This window comes from Sporosarcina saromensis (assembly GCF_033253735.1).
In the GTDB taxonomy this organism is placed as follows: domain Bacteria; phylum Bacillota; class Bacilli; order Bacillales_A; family Planococcaceae; genus Sporosarcina; species Sporosarcina saromensis.
On the sequence record NZ_JAUBDI010000003.1, the window covers coordinates 57,760 to 81,845 of the forward strand.

17 protein-coding genes are annotated in these 24,086 nt (G+C 43.7%); 15 read left to right on the plus strand and 2 right to left on the minus strand.

What is annotated here, in order from left to right; all coding sequences use genetic code 11:
• Window positions 1-8 precede the first annotated feature (8 nt).
• From QT711_RS04790 to QT711_RS04855, 14 genes are all read left to right on the plus strand, one after another.
• The gene (locus tag QT711_RS04790; protein ID WP_317942383.1) at window positions 9-974 is read left to right on the plus strand and encodes a BadF/BadG/BcrA/BcrD ATPase family protein; all 966 of its coding nucleotides are present in this window, start codon (window positions 9-11) and stop codon (window positions 972-974) included.
• A gap of 21 nt (window positions 975-995) precedes the next feature.
• A complete protein-coding gene (locus QT711_RS04795; RefSeq protein WP_317942607.1) occupies window positions 996-1,943 on the plus strand; it encodes a GNAT family N-acetyltransferase in 948 nt (315 codons plus the stop codon).
• Window positions 1,944-3,002, plus strand: a complete 1,059-nt coding sequence (locus QT711_RS04800; protein ID WP_317942384.1) for a serine hydrolase domain-containing protein — start codon at window positions 1,944-1,946, stop codon at window positions 3,000-3,002. It begins immediately after the preceding gene.
• Between the two features lie 65 nt (window positions 3,003-3,067).
• Window positions 3,068-4,636, plus strand: coding sequence for a beta-N-acetylhexosaminidase (gene nagZ, locus QT711_RS04805; RefSeq protein ID WP_317942385.1), 1,569 nt, complete (start codon window positions 3,068-3,070; stop codon window positions 4,634-4,636).
• A gap of 114 nt (window positions 4,637-4,750) precedes the next feature.
• Complete coding sequence (locus tag QT711_RS04810) at window positions 4,751-5,926, plus strand: anhydro-N-acetylmuramic acid kinase (RefSeq protein ID WP_317942608.1); 1,176 nt, start codon at window positions 4,751-4,753, stop codon at window positions 5,924-5,926.
• A 225-nt stretch (window positions 5,927-6,151) separates the two neighbouring features.
• Entirely contained in the window at window positions 6,152-7,480 is a 1,329-nt protein-coding gene (locus QT711_RS04815; protein WP_317942386.1) for an extracellular solute-binding protein, read from the plus strand.
• A 59-nt stretch (window positions 7,481-7,539) separates the two neighbouring features.
• On the plus strand, window positions 7,540-8,478 hold the full coding sequence (locus QT711_RS04820) for a carbohydrate ABC transporter permease (RefSeq protein ID WP_317942387.1): 939 nt from the start codon (window positions 7,540-7,542) through the stop codon (window positions 8,476-8,478).
• A 14-nt stretch (window positions 8,479-8,492) separates the two neighbouring features.
• Window positions 8,493-9,464: a carbohydrate ABC transporter permease gene (locus tag QT711_RS04825; protein WP_317942388.1), complete on the plus strand. Its 972-nt coding sequence runs from the start codon at window positions 8,493-8,495 to the stop codon at window positions 9,462-9,464.
• A complete protein-coding gene (locus QT711_RS04830; RefSeq protein WP_317942389.1) occupies window positions 9,461-10,630 on the plus strand; it encodes an exo-beta-N-acetylmuramidase NamZ family protein in 1,170 nt (389 codons plus the stop codon). Before QT711_RS04825 ends, QT711_RS04830 begins: the two co-directional genes overlap by 4 nt.
• Before the next feature lie 11 nt (window positions 10,631-10,641).
• Window positions 10,642-11,556, plus strand: a complete 915-nt coding sequence (gene murQ / locus QT711_RS04835; RefSeq protein WP_317942390.1) for an N-acetylmuramic acid 6-phosphate etherase — start codon at window positions 10,642-10,644, stop codon at window positions 11,554-11,556.
• A gap of 68 nt (window positions 11,557-11,624) precedes the next feature.
• Window positions 11,625-12,500, plus strand: a complete 876-nt coding sequence (locus QT711_RS04840; protein WP_371389078.1) for a MurR/RpiR family transcriptional regulator — start codon at window positions 11,625-11,627, stop codon at window positions 12,498-12,500.
• Between the two features lie 12 nt (window positions 12,501-12,512).
• Complete coding sequence (gene nagA, locus QT711_RS04845) at window positions 12,513-13,718, plus strand: N-acetylglucosamine-6-phosphate deacetylase (protein WP_317942392.1); 1,206 nt, start codon at window positions 12,513-12,515, stop codon at window positions 13,716-13,718.
• Between the two features lie 22 nt (window positions 13,719-13,740).
• Complete coding sequence (locus QT711_RS04850; protein ID WP_317942393.1) at window positions 13,741-14,838, plus strand: ABC transporter ATP-binding protein; 1,098 nt, start codon at window positions 13,741-13,743, stop codon at window positions 14,836-14,838.
• A gap of 518 nt (window positions 14,839-15,356) precedes the next feature.
• Window positions 15,357-17,099 (plus strand): AAA family ATPase, encoded by a 1,743-nt coding sequence (locus QT711_RS04855; protein ID WP_317942394.1) that lies wholly within the window; start codon window positions 15,357-15,359, stop codon window positions 17,097-17,099.
• A 499-nt stretch (window positions 17,100-17,598) separates the two neighbouring features.
• On the opposite strand, the gene QT711_RS04860 is transcribed toward QT711_RS04855, so the two are convergent.
• Complete coding sequence (locus tag QT711_RS04860; protein WP_317942395.1) at window positions 17,599-17,733, minus strand: hypothetical protein; 135 nt, start codon at window positions 17,731-17,733, stop codon at window positions 17,599-17,601.
• Window positions 17,734-17,976: 243 nt separating this feature from the next.
• On the opposite strand from QT711_RS04860, the gene QT711_RS04865 reads away from it, so the two are divergent.
• Window positions 17,977-22,494 carry an endonuclease gene (locus QT711_RS04865; RefSeq protein ID WP_317942396.1) on the plus strand — a complete coding sequence of 1,506 codons (4,518 nt, stop codon included), beginning with the start codon at window positions 17,977-17,979 and terminating at the stop codon, window positions 22,492-22,494.
• Window positions 22,495-23,036: 542 nt separating this feature from the next.
• Here the strand turns inward: QT711_RS04865 and QT711_RS04870 are convergent.
• Window positions 23,037-23,948 carry a hypothetical protein gene (locus tag QT711_RS04870; RefSeq protein ID WP_317942397.1) on the minus strand — a complete coding sequence of 304 codons (912 nt, stop codon included), beginning with the start codon at window positions 23,946-23,948 and terminating at the stop codon, window positions 23,037-23,039.
• Window positions 23,949-24,086: the final 138 nt, after the last annotated feature.

Sequence of the window (24,086 nt, forward strand, 5' to 3'; positions counted from 1 at the left end):
GTCGTATCATGTATGTTTTAGGAATAGACGGTGGGGGGACGCGAACAACTGCAGTTGTTGCGGATGAATTTGGGAACGTTTACATGCATGCTGTTGCTGGCAGAAGTAACCCGAACACCCTCACGCAAGAAGCATTTGAAGAAGTGTTAAGGTCTCTATTAGTGGACTTGAAAAAACAAAACGACGATGTTTTTCGACAACTTTCCTTATGTTATGCAGGCATAGCAGGTGTTGGCGAAAGTGGTCGTGATGAGGAGGTGGTAACCCTTTTGCGTAAAGGGTTACCGCCACAAACTGTTGTTACAGTACAAAATGATGCGTGGAATGCACTTTACGCAGGCACATTAGGGAAGCCGGGGATTGTGCAAATTGCAGGCACAGGAGCAATCACATTAGGTGTGAATGAAGAAGGCAAAGAGGCTCGAGTAGGTGGTTGGGGTTATTTGTTTGATGATGAAGGTAGCGGCTTCTATTTAGGCAAGCATGCGCTAAAAGCGATCTTTCGTGCGTACGATGGACGTGGTCCAGAGACTTCATTGTCGAACCGTTTTTGCAAGCACTTCCAAATAGCTCATGTTCCTACAATCATTTCAAAAGTCTATGGGAATGAGCATCCGAGATCGGTAATTGCGCCCCTTGCAAATATCGTTGTGGAAGAGGCACAACAAGGTGATGCGGTTGCGCTTGCTATTACAAACGAAGCGTGTAAAGAAATGGTGCATGCCATTCACACGTGTCATCGGACTTTATTTGCTAACAATCATGCAACAAACATCGTGTTATCAGGTGGCGTTTTTTCCGAAGGACCATTTTTTATAGAGAAATTTCGCGCACTGTCAAAAGTGTCGTTGCCGTCTGTTACATTTGAATTAACAAAAGTACCACCAGTCGGAGGAGCTGTTTTAGCAGCTTTTGCAAGTGAAGGCATACAAGTAGCAGAGGACTTTTCAGCTCGATTCAATGAACAGCTTTAGGGGGGTGTACCATTGGAAAAAGTGTACATGGATAAGCTTGATCATTCACAAATTGTGCAACTATGGAATGATACAATCGGAAATCGTTTTCCGATGACAAATGCGTTATGGCATCAAAATACCACCCGTGATTCAAATGTAAATTGGAAAGGATCCGTAGCGATCGTCGAAAATGGTGAGCTACTCGGCTTTGTTGTCACGAAACAGTTTCAAGAACAGCTTCCTGTACAAATGTCGACGTCAATTGGTTGGCTTCAATGCTTACTCGTCAAATCCTCTGCACGTCATCGTGGAATCGGGTCGAAGCTCCTTTATCATGCGGAAGAGGCATTAAAGGAAGCAAATGTACGTGAAATTCTTTTAGGGCGTGATCCGTGGCATTACTTCCCAGGTGTGCCGCTAGAAGATCTATCTGCTATTGAATGGTTCAAGGAAAAAGGCTATGAAAAGACTGCTGTCGAAACCGATTTGAAAAAGAATATGAGGAATGCTGAGTTGTACAAATTAACCAATTCAGCCGACCATTTTCGCGTGCTAAGTGATGAGGACGTACCGAACCTCGTCCAATTCCTAAAACACACTTTTCCTGGTCGTTGGCATTATGAAGCGGTTCATTACGAAAAACTGCTAGGGACAGGTCGGGAATTCATAGGTTTATATCAGAAGGCTAGATTGAAAGGCTTTTGCCGAATCAATGATGCACAATCGCCAGTTATTGCGCAAAACGTTTATTGGTCCGGATTAGTACAAGGTGAATTAGGTGGAATTGGTCCGTTAGGAATAGACAAGTCCATACGGGGGAAGCACTTTGGTTTGGATTTAGTAAAGGCGGCAGCCAATGAATTGGCGTCAAGAGGTGTGGATGAAATTGTCATTGACTGGACGCAACTGGATTCATTTTATAAAAAACTTGGTTTCATACCTTGGAAACGCTATCAAGGAATGCGCAAAACGATAGGGGTGAAGTGATTGAGAGAAGCGATACGAGCGTTTTTACAACGAGAAATCGATGAGCAAGTGACACCAGGTGCGGTCATTCAAATTCGGCACAAAGGGAAAATACTTGTAGATGAAGCACTCGGAACAAATAGCTTAGAAAATGACAAAGTCCCGATGACGAGTGCTCACGTTTTTGATATGGCGTCCTTAACAAAAGTGATGGTAACGTTGCCGGCAATTTTACAACTTTGTACCGCAGGCGAAATCCACTTACATGACAAAGTCGCTACATTCGTTGATGGTTTTGGCAATAAAGGAAAAGAAGCTATAACCATTCAACAATTGTTAACCCATTCTTCCGGTTTGATTGCGCATCGTCCTTATTTTGAAAGAAGGCTGTCAGCGCAAGCAGTATTGGAGGAAATTAAGCGCGATGAGTTGACTTATCAATCAGATACAGCTGTCGTCTATAGTGACTTAGGGTTCATCTTACTAAAGGAGATTATTGAACAAGTAACACAACAACCGCTTGAAGAATATGCAAAGACACATCTATTTGAACCGCTCTCCATGCAGGCTACTTGCTTTAAACCGCAAGTCGCTCGGGATAAGCTTGCTCCAACAGAATATGTTGAGCACTTACAAGGCCACAAATATGGCATTGTCCATGATGATAATACGGAATTTATGGGCGGTGTGAGTGGGCATGCAGGTTTATTCTCAACAATGGAAGATTTGTCACGTTTCACGTCGATGTTGGAGACGGAGGGTGTCTATAATGGAAGAACGATTATTCATCCACAGTGGTTAGCACTTTCTAAAAAGAATTTTACATCGTATTCAACCGAAAGCAGAGGGATTGGCTGGCAGTTGAAAGGAGAAGGGTCGAGTCCTATTGGAGACCTGATGTCTTCAAAAACATATGGTCATACAGGGTTTACTGGCACAAGTTTTTTCATTGACCCTGTGAATGAACTGACTGTCATGTTGTTGACCAACCGAGTCTACTTTGGAAGAACCGCTTCCATGATTCGCTTGCGGCCACGATTACATAACCTCATCATGACAAAACTATATGAAACTAAATGAGCGATTAGTCTTCATCGAGGGCAGTGGAATACATTGTAGGCTGCATTTTAAAAAGGAGGAGTACCATGAATTTACAAAAGAAGGTCGGTCGACTACTTGTAGCCGGATTTAAAGGGATCACGATGTCTGAGGAAATAAAACACTTGATCCATACGTATCACATAGGAGGAATTATACTATTTGGCAGAAACATTGGTACGCCTGAGGAAATTCGCAAGTTGACGAACAGTTTGCAACGTGAAGCGAAAAAAGCAGGGTATACATCACCTTTGCTCATATGCATTGATCAGGAAAACGGTGTAGTGAGACGATTGGGAGAAGGGACGACAATTATACCGGGAGCGATGCTATTAGGAGCGACAAAAGATTCTCTTTTAGCACAGCAAGCAGGTTTTTTGACGGGTAAAGAATTGAAAGCGCTCGGCATTAACTGGAACCTTGCTCCGGTCGTGGATGTGAATAATAACCCTGACAATCCGGTAATCGGTGTACGTTCTTTTGGTGAAAATCCAATGGAAGTCGCAGAAATGGCAAAACATTCAATGGTAGGTATGCAAGAAGCGGGGATAGCGACGACATTGAAGCATTTTCCGGGTCATGGCGATACGAGTGTTGATTCTCATCTTGATTTGCCGGTCATTGCACATGACTTGGACCGTTTACATGCGGTGGAATTAGTGCCATTTAAAACATGTATGAGTGCTGGGGCAGATGCGATCATGAGTGCGCACGTTTACTTTCCTGCATTAGAACGTGAAGCAAACGTGCCAGCGACGTTATCTCGTGCGGTCATAACAGGGCTATTGCGAGAACAATTAGGATTTGAAGGTGTCATTACGACAGACTGTATGGAAATGGATGCGATTGCTAAAGGTGTAGGGACAGTGGAGGGATGTGTCCGAGCAGTCGAAGCGGGTGTTGATTTTGTCATGGTTTCCCATTTGCATGACTTGCAAGAGCAAGCAGTCAAGGCGTTGGAACAAGCAGTACGAACGGGAAGAATAGCCGAAGAGCAAATTGACGCATCAATCGCTAGAATTGAGAAACTTGCCAATTTGTATTCGTCATGGGAGGAAATTGAGACAAACCTAAACGGCTTGGAAGAAGTCGGTTCCCTTCATCACCAACAGCAGATGCAAGAGGTCTACGCAAAAGGGATTACAGAAGTCGTAGGGCCTGGTACAACCATTCAACAAAATGACAATGTCTTACTCGTATATCCGACGAACAACTATGCAACGTTAGTGGAAGATAAACGCTATTCTACGTTATCCATGGCGACGCAATTAAACAAAGTTCACCGACATGTTACTGCAATGGAGATTGCATCGATGCAAGATGAAAACCGTCTTCGTGAAGTGTTAGAAGTTGCTCAAAACGTTGATCACATAGTTGTTCTGACGTTGAATGCAGTCCAACAAGACGAACAACAACAATTTGTTCAGCGGTTACTAGCAAGTGGAAACCCTGTAGACGTAGTAGCAATCCGTTCACCGTATGACGCCGGCTGCTTCGTAAACGTCAATCGAATGGTTTGTACGTATGAATTTACAGAAACAGCTTTTGTGGTGGTAGCCAAGTATTTAGTAGGGGAATGCCCTGTTAGTGGTAAGTTGCCTGTGACGATTACGTGATTGAAAATTCTTTTTAGAAAAATAAATTTGTATTGAAATTTAATTTCACAACAGCTAAACTATTGGTAAGCGTTTACAAAGTCTTATGAAGAATGGGGGATGCCTTTGAAGCCTATGCGCGTTTGTGGATTGATGTCTGGCACTTCTTTGGATGGTCTTGATATTGCCATTGTAGATTTTTCGTATGAACAGTCAACGCTGCAACATGCATTGATTGGTTTTACGACAAAGCCCTATGACGAGGTGTTACGCAAAAAGCTTCATGCACTCATGGATCCAAGGACATCTGTCCAAGAAGTTTCATCCATGAATATGTATTTGGGTGAACTGTTTGCGACATACGTAATAGAAGCTTTAGAAGAATTAGAGATTCCTATAGACACCGTTGATGTAATCAGTTCACATGGACAGACAATTTGGCACGAACCGTCTGTAGATGTGGCTGATGTATATGCTCGACCGAATACGCTACAAATTGGAGATATTGCAGTAATTGCTGAAAGAACGGGTCGGACTGTCATCGGAGATTTCAGAACGAGAGATATGGCTGTTGGAGGGCAAGGTGCTCCTTTAGTGCCGTATGCGGATAAGCTATTATTCCAATCAACAACTGGTCGTGTGCTCGTTAACATCGGCGGAATTGCTAATTTGACAGTGTTGCCTCCTATTCATTCAACAGAAAGCATCATTGCCTATGATACGGGGCCCGGCAATATGATCATTGACGCTTGTATCTTGAGGCATTCAAATGGCCAAGTGACATTTGATGAGAATGGAGAAATCGCTAGAAGTGGCAAGGTGCAAAATGCATGGCTGAGCGATTTGTTACAGCATTCGTATTTCAAAGCACCTATTCCCAAAAGCACGGGGCGCGAGTTGTTCGGAGAGGCGTATGTGAAAGAATTCTGGTATGAAGGGGATGCATACAACTGCACATCCGCCGACAAAATTGCAACCGCCACAATGTTCACCGCATCATCCATCACATCTGAAATTCTAAAATACCGAGACACACATGACGTACAAGAAGTGATTGTCAGTGGCGGTGGCGCACATAACAGTACGTTAATGGCAATGATCCAACAACTGTTACCTAGCGACATCCGGCTTATCACATCAGCCGAAGCAGGTATTAACGCAGACGCCAAAGAAGCCTTCGTCTTCGCACTACTCGGCTACTTAGGAATCCAAAAAACACCAAACTCCCTCCCAGAAGCAACAGGAGCGAGAAAAGAAACCATAATGGGAAAAATCGCATGGGGACACTCAAAAGCGGAGAGTGGCGTCTAGCTGCGACAGGCATAAGGCAAAGACGCGAAGTGGCGCCCTTTGCCACACAGCGGATTTCCTTATGACCCGAGCAGCTGCCACTCGAAGCTAGCCGACACCCTGGCGCTTAGCTATCCGTTTCCTGAAAAAAGTAAGACACACTCAATACAAGTAACAAATAACTATTAAACAAAAGGGGAAAAAGTTGTAACCATATAATCATTTAAAACTTTGGGGGGTTAAGAGATGAAGAGATTGTGGAAGAAGTCAGCTGCAGCCGTTTTGTCATTAGGGTTGGCAGCAACTGTACTTGGGGCGTGTAGTGAGAAAGAAGATGCAGGAAATGCAGAAGAATTTAAAGGGAAAATAACAATTTGGGACGGACCGAGATGGCCAGATGAAGACGACAATAAATTCCATTGGTTAGAAGCGAAAATTAAGGAATACGAAGAAGCGAATGATGGCGTTGAAATCGATTTAGTCCAAGTGCCTTGGGCTGAAATGGGCGATAAACTAGGTGTTGCGATTGCAGGTAAAGCTTGGCCAGATATCGCGCCAGTCGATATTAGTGGGAGCGCTGTAAGTATTGATCATATTGAACAAGGCGTCATCGAATCATTAGATCCGTATTTTGACAAAGACGCGAAAAAAGATTTCTACGAAAACGCGTTAGATGCATACACCCATGATGGGAAATTGTACGGTATTCCAAATAGTATTACGCTACACTCCATGCTTTTGAACTTGGATTTATTTGAAGAAGCAGGCGTTGAGCCTCCGAAAGATGGAAAATGGACATATGATGAGTTTTTGGCAGCTGCTGAGAAACTGACCTTCGACCGTGATGGGGATGGGAAAATCGATGTCCACGGCTTCTCCACATACATTATGCCTGGCTACTATGAAGCATGGCCGTTCTTCTACAAAAACGGAGGTTCACCACTTAATGATGATATGACGGAGTTCACTTTTGATTCACCAGAAACTGTGAAAGCGATTCAAGATTTAGCTGATTTAAAATTGACGCATAAAGTTGCGCCTGAAACACACGGTGGCAATGACGTTGGTGGAACGTTCCAAGCATGGGCGAATGAAGAGCAACGGACAGTCGCAATGCAACCTTGGGCAACATGGGCAATTGGTGCAGCACAAGGTAAATACCCGACAAACTTCATGGTTGCTGATTACCCAACTGGTGAATCAGGGGATCCAGTCACAATCGGTGGTGTTGGTGGATGGGTCATGATGCACCAAAAAGATGTAAATAAGAAAGCTGCCGTTGCAGACTTCATGAAATTCATCTCAACTGCAGAAGAGCAATCTCATATGGCTCAAAATTACGGAATTTTCCCTGCACGCATCAGTGCTGCAGAAATGGATCCATTCAAAGACAATCCTGAAATGACACGCGCGATGGAAATGTCTGACCAAGTTATTATGCTTCCACGTCATCCAGAATGGAGAAAAATCGATGAAGCAATCCAAACAGAGCTACAGCTCGTGTTTAACGGAGAGAAAACCGCCGAGCAGGCAATGGCTGATGCAAAGAAAGCTGTCGATAAAATACTAGAGTAAGATTTCACAAGCAGGCTATGCATCGCGTATGCCTGCTTCACTTTTAGGGGGTGTCCAACATGACGCAAATGCCAATGGGAGCCGTTCCAAAAAAAGAAGAGAAGTTACGCGTGAAAAAACCGAACAGACATGTGTTTCGGGCAATGAAAAAAAACTATAGTGCTTACCTCTTTCTATTACCTAAACTCATATTGTTTACATTGTTCGTTGCCATCCCAGTTGTATGGGCCTTCGTATTATCCTTTCAAAAGTACAAAATTTTCGGTAGTGAATTTGTCGGTTTTGAGAATTACATAGAAGTGTTTCAAAGTGAAGCATTTCGTATCGCTTTAAAAAACACTTTGCTATTTACAGCTGTAACCGTTCCATTCGGTGTCATTAGTGCACTCGTACTCGCGACACTCATATTTGAACTTGGGAAGTTCTCGCAAAGCCTTTTCAGATCTGCATTTTACTTACCGACCGTTACATCTATGGTCATCATTGCGATGGTATGGAGATGGATGTACAACTATGACTTCGGATTATTCAACTATGTTCTAGGGTGGTTCGGCGTAGAACCAATTAATTGGCTCGGTCAATCAAGCACAGCACTATGGGCATTAATTATTATGCAATGTCTCATTCCATTCGGTGTCGGCATTATTTTGTATTTGGCTTCGATGGGCTCGATTTCACAGTCATTGTATGAGGCGGCAAGGATGGATGGAGCAGGGAAGTTTAAGCAATGGATTCATATTACGATTCCGTTGCTCAAGCCGACGACGCTATACCTTGTTTTGTTAAGCACAATTGGTTCCTTCCAAGTGTTTACACAAATTATTATGATGACAGGTGGCGGACCGGGAAGTGCAACGGAAACGCTTGTCCACTTAATTTATAAAACCGGTTTCCGCGACTTTGAATTTGGATTGGCTGGGGCACAGTCCGTTGTATTGTTTGTCATTATCCTCATCTTTTCCGTCATCCAATTCCGGATGCTTCGCCACGATGAGTGATTGGGGGATAGGAAATGAAGAAAAAACCGCTAGATCGTATAAATAAATTTATCATATTCGGCTTGCTATTTGTCTTTGCAATCGTCTCATTGCTACCGTTGTATTGGGTGTTTTCCACTTCATTGCAATTAAGCAGCTACCAATCACAAGATATGGAGCGGCCAGTCTCTTATGTAGACTCTAATCCTCCAAAAATGTATCCGATGGGCATCCCGCTCTATTTTGAACATTGGGGAGAAGCGAGAGAAGCAGCGAAAGCGGGAGATGTGGAAGAAGAAGCTTACCATCGAGAGATGATGGATCATATCGTATCAAATACATTTGGTAGTTTTAAAACTTTGTTCAAAAAACACGATGTTGGGAAATGGTTTTTTAATAGTATTTATATCGCCGTTGTTGTAACGATTGGCATATTGCTCATCGACTCGATGGCCGGTTATGTATTGGCGAAAAAGAAGTTCCCAGGACGAAATCTCATCTTCTGGATTATCATTTCAACAATGATGATCCCTGGTCAAGTAACACTCGTGCCGTTATTCATCATGGTCGGGAATCTTGGGTTAATGGATACCCATTGGGCGTTAATCTTACCAGATCTATCAATGGTTTTCGGTGTATTTCTTATGAGGCAGTTCATGTATTCCGTTCCGGATGAGTTGCTTGAAGCGGCTAAGATCGACGGAGCAAGTGAATGGCGAACATTTTGGACAGTCGTCCTACCTCTTGCAAAACCGGGCTTGGCAGCACTTGGAATCTTTACATTCATGAATGTGTGGAACTCCTTCCTATGGCCAATTATCGTATTGAACACAGCGGAGCTTTACACGTTACCTGTCGGCTTGAAAACGTTGCAAGATGCCAACTTGGCAAGTTTCAAGCTACTCATGAGTGGAGCAGCCGTAGCAGCCATTCCGATGATTATTGTATTCATTCTATTCCAACGCTATTTTGTTAAAGGTTTAACACTAGGTGGCGTGAAAGAATGATGCGTTCACAACAAGTACAGTTAGGTGTGGATGTGTTTTTTGAACAGGATTTATCATCGCTCAAAGGAAAAAGAATTGGTTTATTGACAAATCAAACGGGCGTAAATGCAGAACTTGTCTCAACGATTCGATTAGTCCATGATCATCCCGATTTACATTTGGTGGCATTATTCGCCCCTGAACATGGGCTATTGACAAATGCAAGAGAAGGCGAAAAATTCACAGATGCAGTCCATTGTTCTACAGGTCTTCCGGTATTTAGTTTGTATGGGAAGTCGAAAAAGCCGACGGATGCAATGATGGATGCAGTGGATATTGTCATCTTTGATATGCAAGATATTGGTGCCCGCTATTATACGTACATGTACACGATGGCTTATATGATGCAAGCGTGTGCAAGAAAAGGGAAGCGGATGATTGTACTTGACCGGCCAAATCCGATTGGAGGAGAAGCCGTTGAAGGGAATTTCATAGAGGAAGGCTTTACATCATTTGTCGGATTATACCCGATTCCAAATCGTCACGGCATGACGATTGGGGAATTAGCGACTTATTTTAATGAAGTGTTTGGTATTCATTGTCAATTGGACGTCATTCACATGAAAGGCTGGAATCGCAATTTATACTTTCATGAAACGGGTCTTCCATGGGTGCCACCTTCACCCAATACAACAACCGTTCAGATGATGCTCCTCTACCCTGGTACATGTCTGATGGAAGGGACGAACCTTTCTGAAGGAAGGGGAACAACTCAACCTTTTGAAGTGATCGGAGCGCCTTTCATTGATGGTGAAAAACTGCAAGATCGTGTAAATTCACTAGGTATAGAAACCATTCGGGCACGAGCAACTGCATTTACACCGACTTACCAAAAATACGCAGGAGAACACTGTGAAGGCATTCAATTGCACGTGACAGAACCAAGACGAATACAGCCTTTACATACGTTTGTTACTGTGCTTGCTGAAATTATTGACATGTATCCAAAACAAGTGGAATTTTTGACGTACGGATCGTTGAAACATCCGATGTTTGACTTGCTCGCAGGAAATGCAGAGCTACGCCATGGTCTATTAAGAGGGAGTCTAGGAGATTATCAGGCTAAATGCCAATCGGATACAGCGGTTTTCATGGACAAAAGAGAAAAATACTTATGCTATAGATAGGAAGGCGGACGATGGAAAAGTTACCATTTCTACTCACAGAACAATCAAATGTAAAGACGACGCGATTAGATGAAATGTCAATTCGTGAAATCCTTACGACAATGAACGAAGAAGATGAAACGATTGCCCTTGCAGTTCGCCAAGTATTACCGCAAATCGAAAAAGCGGTCGAGAAAGTTGCCAACGCTTTTAAGGTCGGTGGACGTCTTATTTATGTCGGGGCAGGGACAAGTGGCAGAATAGGTGTGATGGATGCTGTGGAATGCCCGCCGACATTCAGTACGCCACCCGAACAAGTGCAAGCGGTTTTGGCGGGTGGTGCAGGTGCGATGTATGTGGCGGTTGAAGGAGCAGAAGATGATGCAATGCTTGGAGCGAAAGATCTAGAAGCCCTTCGAGTGAATGAAAAAGATGTCATCCTTGGAATCGCTGCGAGTGGCCGCACCCCTTATGTAAAAGGTGCACTCCTTTATGCGCAAGCATGTGGAGCGGTTACAGTGAGCTTATCGAGTAATGAACGAGCAATTATAAGTGAATGCGCGGATATCCCCATAGAGGTGTTAACAGGGCCTGAAATTTTGACAGGATCGACTCGCCTAAAAGCTGCTACTGCTCATAAAATGGTTCTAAATATGATTTCTACGACGGCAATGATTAAGAATGGAAAAGTGTATAAGAATTTGATGGTGGACTTGCACGCAAGTAATTACAAGTTGCGTGAACGTGCAAAAAAAATGGTCTGTACACTGACGGACATCGGTTACGAACAAGCGGAAGCAGTATTGGAAGAAACAGACTATAATGTAAAAGTAGCAGTTGTCATGATTTTGGCAGAAACGACAAAGGAACGAGCCCACCAATTACTCCTGGAATCGGACGGATTTGTTGGGAAAGCATTGAAACTGGCGACGAGTGAAGGTGTGTGATGAAGTTGTATCGTGCACTTCAAAGTCGAGATCAGAGAAACGTTGTGCATTGAAACGGAGGGATGGAGTTGGCTATTGCAAGTGGTGGGTTAATATTACTCAATGAGATGAAACAGATGCTCCCTCCTTCAGAACAGAAAATTGCAGATTATATATTAGGGAACCCAGAAGCAATTGTTACGATGACAGTTACTGAGCTTGGCGAAATGAGTCAAACGAGTGGAGCGGCCGTGACAAGACTTTGCAAGTCATTGAAGTTAAAAGGGTTTCAAGAGTTGAAATTACGCATAAATGGTGATTTAGGGAAAAAACTTGAAATTACAAACCGGGACATTCAACCGAATGAGTCCGTTTCGTCAACGATACAAAAGGTGACGGAGCATGCTGTCCACACATTGCTTGAAACAGCAGAATTATTGGATGCTACTCAGCTTGAATTGGCAGTGGACGCCATTGTCCAGGCTAAAAATGTTCACTTTTTTGGTGTAGGAGCTTCCGGAATTCCAGCAATTGATGCGCAACAGAAATTTTTACGTATCCATAAAGCATCGACTGCAAGTACGGATTTACATATGGGAGCTACCATTATGGCAAACGTAGGAGAAGAAGACGTAGTAGTCGTTATTTCATTCTCTGGAGAAACGTTTGAAGTGCAAAAAATCGTAGAATTGGCCAATTTAAACGGAGCAAAGACGATTAGTCTTACCAAGTACGGTCAAACACCGATTGCCCAAATCGCTGACATACAACTTTTCACTTCTCCTACAAAAGAAGCGAATTTACGAAGTGGTGCAACTTCTTCGAGGCTTGCACAATTGCATGTAATGGATATTCTTTTCATGTCAGTTGCGTCAAAGCAGTTCGATACAACAATCAATTATTTAGATGCTTCTAGAGAAGCGATTGAAACAATTCAAAGTAGCAGGCCGATAAAAACAAAATGACGGATTGAGAGGGTGATCAAGCTGTCTACTCAACTGCATATTCGCAACAGTAAAATTGCATGCGAAGACGGGACAATTATCGAGGGTGAAATGTTAGTGGAAAACGGTGTCATTACCAAGATTTCTCGAAGTCCTATTAAAGACGTGAAAGGAGAAAGTCTTGATGCGCAAGGTTGTCTTGCCTTACCAGGTTTTATTGATATCCACGTCCACGGCGCTGAAGGGGCTGACTTTATGGACGGGACAGATTTGGCCTTTGAGACGATTTCAAGCGCACTCTCAAAAGAAGGAACGACGTCATTTTTGGCAACTACATTAACACAATCAGACAATGACATTGTCCAAACAATTGCTACGGGTCGGCGATTCATGCAAAAGCATATGCCTAAAGCGGAAATGCTTGGCATCCACTTAGAAGGGCCGTTCATCCACGTAGAGCAGGCAGGTGCCCAACCACGTGAATTCATTCGTAAACCGTCTACCGATTTAGTCGAAAGATGGTTCGCTGATGGTTTTGACATATTGAAAGTGGTTACTTTGGCGCCTGAACTTGACGAACAGTACGCATTGACTTCCTTTTTAGCTGAAAAGGCGGTTATTGTCTCAGCTGGACATACGAAAGCGACTTGCGGCGACATTCAACAGGCAATCCAAAAGGGCTTAACGCATTTGACGCATTTTGGTAACGCGATGACTGGCCTCCATCACCGTGAAATCGGAGTTGTTGGGGCAGGCTTTCTGTTTGATCAATTAACGTGTGAAGTAATTGCAGACGGCGTTCATACATCAACGGAAATGTTACAGCTCCTGTTCAAAACAATGGGGTCAGAAAGAATAGTTCTTATTACAGACTCCATGCGCGCAAAAGGGCTCACGGATGGCGAGTATACATTAGGCGGTCAAGAAGTAGCAGTACAAGGGATTAAAGCAACGTTGAAAGATGGTACATTAGCAGGCAGTGTGTTACGAATGGATAATGCTTTGCGAAATATGTTTGAGGTTACAAGTTGTTCAGTACAGGATTTGGTGAACATGACATCTGCCAATGCAGCTAAACGGTTAGGCGTGTTTGAACGAAAAGGAAGCTTGGCAGTTGGGAAAGATGCAGACATTGTGCTATTAGATCATGATTTACAGGTGCATATGACGATCTGTAGGGGAGCAATAGGCTACAGACAAGATGTTGCATGTACAGCAAGTACAATGGAAGGAAAATGAGTAGCAATTGGGGGGAGCATGCATGGCTGAACTGAAGTTAGTGAATTTAACGAAGGAATACGATAAAGGCGTTATCGCAGTAAAAGACTTCAATCTTCATATTGAAGATAAAGAATTTATCGTTTTTGTTGGCCCATCAGGTTGTGGGAAGTCGACAACATTGCGTATGATTGCAGGACTCGAAGAGATTACTGACGGTGATTTTGAAATTGACGGTCAGCGTATGAACGACGTAGCGCCGAAAAATCGAGATATTGCGATGGTTTTTCAAAACTATGCTTTGTATCCTCATATGACAGTCTACGAAAATATGGCGTTCAGTTTGAAGTTGCGGAAAGTGAAGAAGAAAGAGATTGACGAAAAAGTACAGGAAGCAGCGAAAATACTTGGCTTAGAGGACTACTTATCACGTAAGCCAAAAGCATTATCAGGGGGGCAACGGCAACGTGTAGCGTTAGGTCGAGCAATTGTCCGTGATGCGAAAATCTTCTTAATGGATGAACCGTTGTCCAACCTGGACGCAAAATTACGTGTCCAAATGCGCGCAGAAATTCAGAAATTGCATAGACGTTTGCAGACGACGACGATATACGTAACCCATGACCAAACCGAAGCGATGACCATGGCGACAAGGCTCGTTGTGATGAAAGATGGTTTTATCCAACAAGTAGGTACACCGAAAGAAGTTTATGATTTCCCGAGAAATGTTTTTGTTGGTGGTTTCATTGGATCACCTGCTATGAACTTCTTCCACGGCACAATGACAGAAGTTGGTTTTGTCATCGGCGATGTACATGTTTCCATTCCAGAAGGGAAAAGCGCTTTGTTGAAAGAGAAAGGTTACGTCGGAAAAGAGCTGATTCTAGGTGTCCGTCCTGAAGATATTTATACGAAAGCGGCAGACGTGGAGCTCAATGCACAAGCTACATTCCAAGCGACGATTGAAGTCGCTGAACTGATGGGGGCAGAAACGTATTTATATTCTTCTTTGAATGGATCGGATTTCATCGCACGAATTGACTCAGACACGACAATCTCGCCGATGGATCAGATTACGCTCGCATTTGATATGGAAAAAGCACATTTTTTTGACGTGGAAACAGAAGAACGGATTTATTGAATACATTGGAAAAGGGTTGCTCCCATTTTGAGGAGCAACCCTTTGTTTTTTTGTATATTTACTTTTAACTTATTATGTTCATCTAAAAAAATCCAAAGTTGGATGCTGTTAAAATGAGTTGTGCCGCGGTAGTGTTCCACTGGGTGTCTTCTATCCTTAAGCAACGTAAGCCCTACCTTCTCTTACGTCCTTGCGACCCTTTAGCCGCGCCAGTGTGAATAAGTGTCTTCAAAAACAGTACGTAGAATGCCATCTAGTAAAAGTACCTATACGATGTTGTGAAAAAATAGTGTACCATGAATTTATGAAAAAAGCAAGTTGCTGAGATTGTAGTTATGAATGAGGTTAACTAGATATGCTTGAGAGACGTTGCGTTTATTCGGTAATAACAGAGGAATACCACTCTAGTTAGCGAGTTAGTGTGATAAATTTGTCAATGAAAATTCTTGTAAATTGCTGTTCTTCCTATCTTATATTATATATAATGGTTTTATCTTTTTAAAGGAGTTGGGGATGGCTTGAAGCCAAATTCTACATTTGCAACGAAAATTGTCGTCCTAGTCGCCTTAGTCATTGGAGTAGCTACAACTGTTGGATGGTATGTTTCGAATGCAAATAAAGGAATGAATGTCTCGTTTTCTGAATTTGAGAAAACGATACAGGCACAAGAAGGTCAGCAAGTCTCTTTGAAAGAGGCAGCAGATGGCACGCTTTCCCTTAAGACTGCTGAAGGACTGTATGTGACACAAGTCCGTCCGCAAAGTCAGTTGGCAGAACAATTAGTAGAAGAACATAATCTTTCATATAAATATGCAGATAGTGGACAATTCAGTGGTGTAATCTTCGGTGGATTGCTGGTCGCAGCACTTCTCACGTTGTTCATTTTACATCGAAAAGGAAAGTTAGGCGTCGGTGTATCTTCCATGAAAAACAGCGCTTCAAAGTCCACACCTTTACCGGACATAACACTTGACGATATTGGTGGACTTCCTGAAGAGATGAAAGAAGAAATCCACCAAACATTATCCATTATTAAAGATCCAAAACGCGCTTCACAAGTCGGGATTCAAGCGCCAAAAGGAATTTTGTTATATGGACCACCTGGAACAGGGAAGACGTTGCTCGCTCAAGCAATTGCGAATGAAATAGGCGCTACTTTCTATTCTTCGAGTGGTTCAGCTTTTACCGAGTTATTTGTCGGAGTCGGGGCATCCCGTGTCCGCACATTATTCCAGAATGCACGCAAGCAACGGCCCGCTGTCATCTTTATTGATGAAGTCGATGCGCTTGCTGGTAAACGGAAAGAGCATGGTGGCGAAGAGTCAGAGAAAACGTTAACGGAGGTGCTCGTTCAATTGGATGGTGGAAATGACAATGAAGGTATTTTATTCATTGCAGCAACGAACCGAAAAGACATGCTCGATGAAGCGTTTTTGCGTCCTGGGCGGATTGACTATACATTTAACGTACCGCTTCCTGATACGAATGGGCGTCGAGAAATCATCGACATCCACACAAAAGGAAGATTGCTGGCGGATGAAGTATATGCATCGTTGGATGTGTTAGCTGAAAGTACATCAGGCTTTTCCGGTGCGGAGTTAAGTTCATTGTTCGAAACGGCGAGTAAACGTGCGATTCGTGATGGCCGTGAGGAAATTGGGAAAGGTGATTTGGATTTCGCAATTGACCGCACAATTCTAGGAAGCACTTCCCGAGCACTAAACGATCCTGAAACGAAAAGACGAGTGGCGATCCATGAAGCAGGCCACGCGCTCGTCGCCGCGCTGACGAAACCGGGTTCTGTCCGTAAAGCAACAATTATACCGCGCGGTCAAGCGCTTGGTTATGTGGCACCGATTCAAAAAGAGCTTCATCTACAAACTGCAAGCGAACTAATGGATCAAGTGAGCATGATTTTAGCAGGTGGTGTTGCGGAAAGGCTTTATCTCGGCGAGCACAGCATTGGTGTGAGTGGTGATGTTCAACAAGCAAAGGACATCATTGAACGGATGGTAGATACAGGATTGCTTCAAGATCGCTTCGTGTTGACATTCAATAAAGGCGAAAAGGAATTGAAAATGAAAGCCATTTTTGAAGTGTCACTACGCAAAACAGAAGAGCTTATCCGAGAATATGCCCCTCAATTCGAAGAGTTGGTCACTGTCCTCTATCAAAAGGAGACGTTGGATGGTACAGAAGTCCAGCAGATTGTCGATGGAAAAGGTGTAAAGACAGAAGAATTGGTTGTTATATATGAATAAAGTTTAGATGATGCACTTCCTAGTTTGGTTGACTAGGGAGTGTTTTTGGGGTTTTGGGTTAAGGTGTATCACAACGTAGAGCAATCGCATTAGAAAGCTCACGTCGTAACACAACGTAACGTGCTCGTATCACAACGTAACCTGTTCGCATCACAACGTAAAGCTTTCGTATCACAACGCTCGCGCCGTAACACAACGTAACGTGCTCGCATCGCAATGTAACCCGTTCGTATCACAACGTAAAGCGTTCGCAACACAACGCTCGCGCCGTAACACAACGTAAAGTGCTCGTATCGCAACGTAACCCGTTCGCATCACAACGTAAATCGTTCGCAACACAACGCACGCGCCGTAACACAACGTAAAGTGCTCGTATCGCAATGTACCGAGTTCGTATCACAACGTAAAGCTTTCGTATCACAACGCACGCGCCGTAACACAACGTAAAGTGTTCGTATCGCAACGTACCGCGTTCGTATCTCAATGTAAAGCGTTCGCATCACAACGCTCGCATCGTAACACAACGTAAAGTGCTCGTATCGCAACGTAACCCGTTCGTATCACAACGTAAAGCGTTCGCATCACAACGTAAAGCGTTCGCATCACAACGCTCGCCACGCATCATTTCCGTCAACCAATCCACCCCTTCACTACATCTTCTCCAACTAACCTCACACGCACACTCCAGAAAAACACAACGAAAGCATTATTCGGTAATCGCTAAATATTACAAAAAGTCGCATAGTCATGCTGACAGGGCAGTGATACGATGGTGTTGTAGTCTCTACGACTATGAATCTAGTAAGAGGGGAGCGATTTTTCCTCGCGACGGTAATGCGCAGCACCAAATTTCAAACTCTAGGAGGAGATTGGTTCGATGCGAAGTAAAAGTTGGAAAAAGCGATTAAATGGTTTACTGGCTTTGTCATTAGTTGTTAGTATGGTTTTGCCTGTCATGCCAATGGATGTACGGGCAGAGACGGCAGCTTCAGACTTGATTATTTCCGAATATGTTGAAGGCAGTAGTTTTAATAAAGCAATTGAGTTGTATAACGGCACCGCGCAGTCACTTGATTTGCAAAATTACGCATTGGAGTTGTATGCGAATGGAGCAACGACCGCTACGAATAAGCTGGGATTGACAGGTTCTTTGCCGGCGGGGGAAACGTTTGTCGTCTACCATCGCGATGCTTCTGCGGCTATAAAGCAGCAAGGAGATCTGGAAAATAGTACGGTTACAAATTTTAATGGGGATGATGCACTCGTTTTAAAGAAAGCGAACAACGTCATTGATTCATTTGGACAAGTCGGTGCACGAAGCAATTGGGGTACGGATGTGACGTTAGTTCGCAAGCCGACAATCGTCTCGGGGGATGCAATTGCAGATGACGCATTTACTCGTGATGCTGAATGGATTGTCTATCCGAAAGATACGTTTGAACATTTAGGGACGCATGAGATGGATGGAGCTGATCCGGGTGAACCGGGGGATCCATCGATTTTACCAATCGTAGATGCGCGTGCATTGCCTGTTGGTGAAACGGTCACCATTAAAGGAATTGTCGCAGCGAAATTGAAAAATACAATTTCGGTACAAGATGCTTCTGGCGGCATAGCGGTTAGGCCGACAAGTTTGGCTGTTGCTGTTGGTGATGAAGTGACACTACAAGGTACACTTGCAGATTACCGAGGCTTATTACAATTAGACGGAGCGCAACTCGTTGACCGAACGGAAAACGTAGGTGAGCCCGCGCCAAAAGTTGTGACGGGAGATGCTGTTGGCGAAGCGAATGAATCCCAACTCGTAACCGTCCATAACGTCGTTCTTACAGACGTCCAAACAGGAAGTAGTTGGGCGAATTTCATGGCAACGGACGGCCATCCATTTATCGTTCGTGATGAAACGGCTTCCTTGGGACTAACGGTAGGGACGACGTACGACAGTATAACGGGTATCGTCCAGCAATTTGATAACGACTATCAAGTGATTCCACGTTCCGTAGGTGATGTCATTGTTGACAGTACGATTGTACAACCTGTCGTTGCACAACCAGGTAGTGGTACATTTGTTGGAAGTGTCGATGTTTCATTCACAACGGGCACAGCAAATGCAACAATTTTGTATACGTTGGATGGTTCAAATCCAATTGAACATGGCGTGACGTATGCAACACCGATTACGATTCAAGAAGATGCGACAGTGAAAGCGGTCGCGAAAACAGATGATGGACGATATAGTGAGATTTCAACGTTCACTTATACGATTGCGGAGCAACTTGCTATTCACGATATTCAAGGAGATGGCCATACATCGCCTTTTGTGAATGAAGTCGTAGAAGGTGTTGAAGGGATCGTTACGTATAAGTACGAGCTGAAAGGTTCTACGTATTACCACATTCAAACGCCCGATGCGAAGCGTGATGGAAATTTGCATACGTCTGAAGCAATCGTCTTATATAGCGGAAGAGACGTCTGGAATTTGGCGGTAGGCGACCTCGTTTCGGTTACGGGTACGGTAAGTGAGTATGCGATTGACGGTTATGCGGATCGTCAAGAGACAGACTTGAAGACGACGCAAATCAATGTCCGCAATGATCGTGGTGGACATGTCGAGGTTTTAGGACGAAATGTACCTTTACCAACTCCTTTCATGATTAATGAAGAGAACTTACCAAAGGAGCAGATTGCGTCAGAAGGATTTTCAACTTTTGATCCTACGACATATGCAGCGGATTTCTGGGAAAGCCGTGAAGCGATGCTTGTGCAAGTAGGCGATGTAAAAGCGGTTTCACCGCAACAACATGGCGATCTCGTCACGGTGTTTGAATCGGTAGCAACGGACACGTTAAACGGTGGACTCTTGTTAAAAGCCAACGACCAAAATGCGGAGCGAATCCAATTCAGATTGGAACCGAATGGCCCGGCACGTGATTTTGAAGTAGCGACAGGAGATCGATTTACTGGACCGTTAACTGGGGTTGTCGGCTATTCATTCCAAAACTATAAAATCTATGCGTCGTTAGATGAAATGCGTGCAGCTCATGTAAAAGGGGATGCTGTTCCTGAGCAGACGACGATTGTGAAAGCGGAGGATAAACTGACGATCGCATCGTATAACTTGGAGAACTTCTCCAATAACAAAAAGACGACAACTGATGAGAAAGCAAGAAAGCTGGCAAGAGCATTTGCGGTCGATATGCAAAGCCCTGATATTATTGGTGTGACCGAAGTACAAGACAACAATGGTCCAGACGCAGGGGATTCGCGGGCAAATGAAAGTTATGAACGACTTATTCAAGCGATTGTCGATGCAGGTGGTCCTCGTTATGCGTACGTGAATATTGACCCTGTCTACAATGAGGACGGCGGGCAACCGAATGCGAATATCCGCGTTGGATTTTTATATAATCCTGCACGTGTTTCACTGACGCAAGGAATGCCGCATGGAGATGCGACAACTGCTGCGGGTTATGTTGATGGAAAGCTGACCCATAACCCTGGACGAATTGATCCGAACAATGCAGCTTTTGCGAACAGCCGAAAGCCACTCGCCGCACAGTTCGATTTCCAAGGTGAGTCTGTGGTCGTCATCGCGAATCATTGGAATTCGAAGAGGGGAGACACGCCGTTATTTGGTGCAACACAACCTCCTGTATATGGCAGTGAAGTACAACGGAAGCAAATTGCCCGTATCGTGTATGACTTCATTTCAGACATAAAGACGGATAACCCTGAAGCAAATGTCGTGTCACTAGGTGATTTTAATGACTTCCAATTTGCAGAAAGTCTGTTGATTCACGAAGGTGACTTAATGACAAACATGGTCCATCACGTACCTGAAAGCGATCGTTATTCATACGTCTTCCAAGGGAATTCGCAAGTACTCGATCATATTTTAGTGTCCAATAATTTGGTGGAACAAACTGAAGTGGACATGTTGCACATTAATGCGGACTATACGGATATGGCAGGGCGTGCAAGTGACCATGACCCGGTTATTGTTCAAATCGGTTTTGAAGCACCGGTCATTTGGGAACCTGTTCCGATTCAGAAAGAGTATCGCTTAGTGAATGAACACAAAAAGAAACTAATGATTGCTGAACCAAGTGTAGCGGTCTTCATGGACGGACAATCTTCTCTTAAGGAAGGTGTTTACCTGAAAGGGGATTATGCAGAACTGACAGGAGACGGTTTCAAAACGAACAGAGTCATTTTGCAACCGAAGAAAAAGGGCTTAATTGTCAATATGAAAGGGACCGAAATGGGCCATGTCATTGTGGAAGGCTCACATCCGCTTGAAATCCGCGGAGCTGAAAATATTCGTAAAATCGACTTTGTCAAAGGTGCTGATGCATCGAAAGTCGTTTTCTACAATTCAAAAGGCAAACGGATTTCCGTTCCGGTCATTAACCGAGCGCCAATTGTCGTGAAGCCGATTGCTAACAAAGAGATTCGTGTTGGGGATTCAATCTCTATTCCTCTTCCAGAGCATTTTAATGATCCGGATGGAGATCCAATGACGTATTCCGCAACAAAAGGTACCATCAATCTAGTTACGGGTGAATTAAGGTTGCAGCTTGAAGAAGGCAATCACATTGTCGGCGTAACAGCAACAGATGGCGATAAATCCGTAACGACGACATTCACGGTCATTGTAACAGCTGAAGAAGTTGAAAACCCTACAGATGATTATTATCGGAATGCTTTAGGGAAAGAGGGGCAAGCATTAAAAGATGCCCTTCACGACATCATTTCAGACCATCGTCAACTGGCTTATAGTGAAGTGTGGGCTGCCCTAAGGGAAACAGATAGTGATCCGAATAACACGGACAATGTTATTTTGTTTTATTCCGGTAAGTCTCGTTCAAAAGATCGGAATGGTGGAAATGTTGGTGATTGGAACCGTGAACACGTATGGGCAAAATCGCATGGGGACTTTGGAACAAGCAAAGGCCCTGGAACGGATATCCATCATTTGCGTCCAACTGACGTACAAGTGAACAGCGCACGCGGCAACCTGGATTTTGATAATGGTGGGAGTCCGGTGAACGGCTGTGATGGTTGTTTTAAAACGGCAAACTCCTGGGAACCACCTGATCGAGTTAAAGGAGATGTCGCTCGCATGTTGTTTTACATGGCGACACGGTACGAAGCAGGAGACAGAGTAGACTTGGAGCTGAATGAGCTGCTGAACAATGGAAACAATCCGTATCATGGGAAACTTTCTGTGCTATTGGAATGGCACGAACAAGATCCAGTCGATGCTTTTGAAATGAATCGGAATGATGTAATTGAACAATGGCAAGGGAATCGCAATCCTTTCATCGACCATCCGGAATGGGTGCAGTCGATATGGAAGAAAGCAGGATCATCTGATCTAAGAAAAGCATCATAAAATAACAGGAGGCTGGGACAAAACTCTAAATAGACCGTTCCTCTGCGCTCCAAAAGGCACGCTTTCCGCGGGGCGCGCTTGAGCCAATCGAACAACGAAGAGTTCGATTTGCCGTATTTCTGCGTACTTTGCGGAAATTAAGGCATCCTTGCTCCCAACGCTGCGCTTTTGCTCGCAAAAGCCGTTCTACGTGACGGCTTTCCCTGTGGGGTCTCAACATTCGCGCTAAATCCCGCAGGACATTGAATAGGCTTCCTCGAATAAGCATCGCACGAAGGAAATGCGTTAGCATTTTCGAGGAGTCGGCCTTTTTCCGCTTCGATTCACTCATGAATACGAAAAGAAACATTGAAAAAATATAAAAAACTGCATAACGGCGAATTAGCCATAATGCAGTTTTTTCATGTTATGTCCCAGCCTCTTTATAAGAAACAGCGCAAAAAAAAAAGAATGCCACGGGGAGCGAATCCGTTGGCATTCTTTTTTACTACATAGTAGTACGTATATAAAGTAGAGCTTGGTTAATTATTTCTTCCTGCAATTTAGTTCACTTTCGTATAAGCACCGGAATCAACAGCATAAAAGAAGTTTTCATCAACAGCAATAAGCAGAAATTCATGCCCTTCTGGATTCAAAAAATTGGAAGAACGATAAATGAGCAGCTGACCGTCTTCGGGGTCTAAAAAGAACTCCGAATCTGAATTCGTATCTTTGTAATGTTCTCCTGTAAATGATTTTTTGACGTTGGCTAGATCATCTGCATTGGCTTTTGCCGTCAGAGCATAAAGTTCGTAATTGTGATACGTAATGAACATGTTGTCCGAAGCATAGTGATGAACAGTTTCATGCTCCATTAAAATGTCATCTTCATTGTTGTCAACAGGATCCGGATTTCCCCAAATTGCTTTTGCATCGGTTGGTGTATTGCCGAATGTCAATCCGTTTATATAAATTCGTCCTTCATCCACCTTGAAAAGGGGAGGGGCCTCTCCATTTTCAGGATTGATATACGTCCCGGTCAATCCTAGTGTTTCATTGCAATCCGTTCCTTCCGATTTTGCAAGAAGGGATTTTCCTTCGTGTGTAAGCGTGAGTTGACAGTCTTTGTTTGCAATTTCTAACTGAGCATCTTTATTCGTAATAGCACCGGAGCCTTTTAAGTCCTCTTCAGCAACAACCCTGTTATTCTCATTCGTCTGCTTTAGAACGAGTTGATAAGTAAACGCCGCTTGATCCTGCTCGGAAATTGTGAGCTGGCCGTTAATCGTATCATGTAGATAAACGTATTCATCTTCCCAGTTGTCTGTTTGTTCAGGTTTGTCTGCATCACTTGTTAAGTCTTCACTCGATGTATCAATAGGAACCTCTTTCTCTGCGGCATCTTCTACGTTTTTATCGGTACAAGCCGCAAGGATGAAGAGTAGGAAGATAAACGAGAACGCTAACTTCTTCATGAAAAAATCCCTTCTTTCTAGTTGTGCTATTTTGTTTCTCTACTGTTGTACGAAACTTTCGCTGTTATTGTTTCGAAGAATACGGAAAATATCTCAAAGATAGGCAAACAAATTCTTCGTTGTGATCGGTCTTCTTTA

Coding starts and splice junctions, on each gene's coding strand:
- nagZ (WP_317942385.1), top strand. CDS start 3,068: ATGAATTTACAAAAGAAGGTCGGTCGACTACTTGTAGCCGGATTTAAA.
- murQ (WP_317942390.1), top strand. CDS start 10,642: ATGGAAAAGTTACCATTTCTACTCACAGAACAATCAAATGTAAAGACG.
- QT711_RS04790 (WP_317942383.1), top strand. CDS start 9: ATGTATGTTTTAGGAATAGACGGTGGGGGGACGCGAACAACTGCAGTT.
- QT711_RS04870 (WP_317942397.1), bottom strand. CDS start 23,948: ATGAAGAAGTTAGCGTTCTCGTTTATCTTCCTACTCTTCATCCTTGCG.
- QT711_RS04820 (WP_317942387.1), top strand. CDS start 7,540: ATGACGCAAATGCCAATGGGAGCCGTTCCAAAAAAAGAAGAGAAGTTA.
- QT711_RS04850 (WP_317942393.1), top strand. CDS start 13,741: ATGGCTGAACTGAAGTTAGTGAATTTAACGAAGGAATACGATAAAGGC.
- QT711_RS04865 (WP_317942396.1), top strand. CDS start 17,977: ATGCGAAGTAAAAGTTGGAAAAAGCGATTAAATGGTTTACTGGCTTTG.
- QT711_RS04815 (WP_317942386.1), top strand. CDS start 6,152: ATGAAGAGATTGTGGAAGAAGTCAGCTGCAGCCGTTTTGTCATTAGGG.
- QT711_RS04810 (WP_317942608.1), top strand. CDS start 4,751: ATGCGCGTTTGTGGATTGATGTCTGGCACTTCTTTGGATGGTCTTGAT.
- QT711_RS04830 (WP_317942389.1), top strand. CDS start 9,461: ATGATGCGTTCACAACAAGTACAGTTAGGTGTGGATGTGTTTTTTGAA.
- QT711_RS04825 (WP_317942388.1), top strand. CDS start 8,493: ATGAAGAAAAAACCGCTAGATCGTATAAATAAATTTATCATATTCGGC.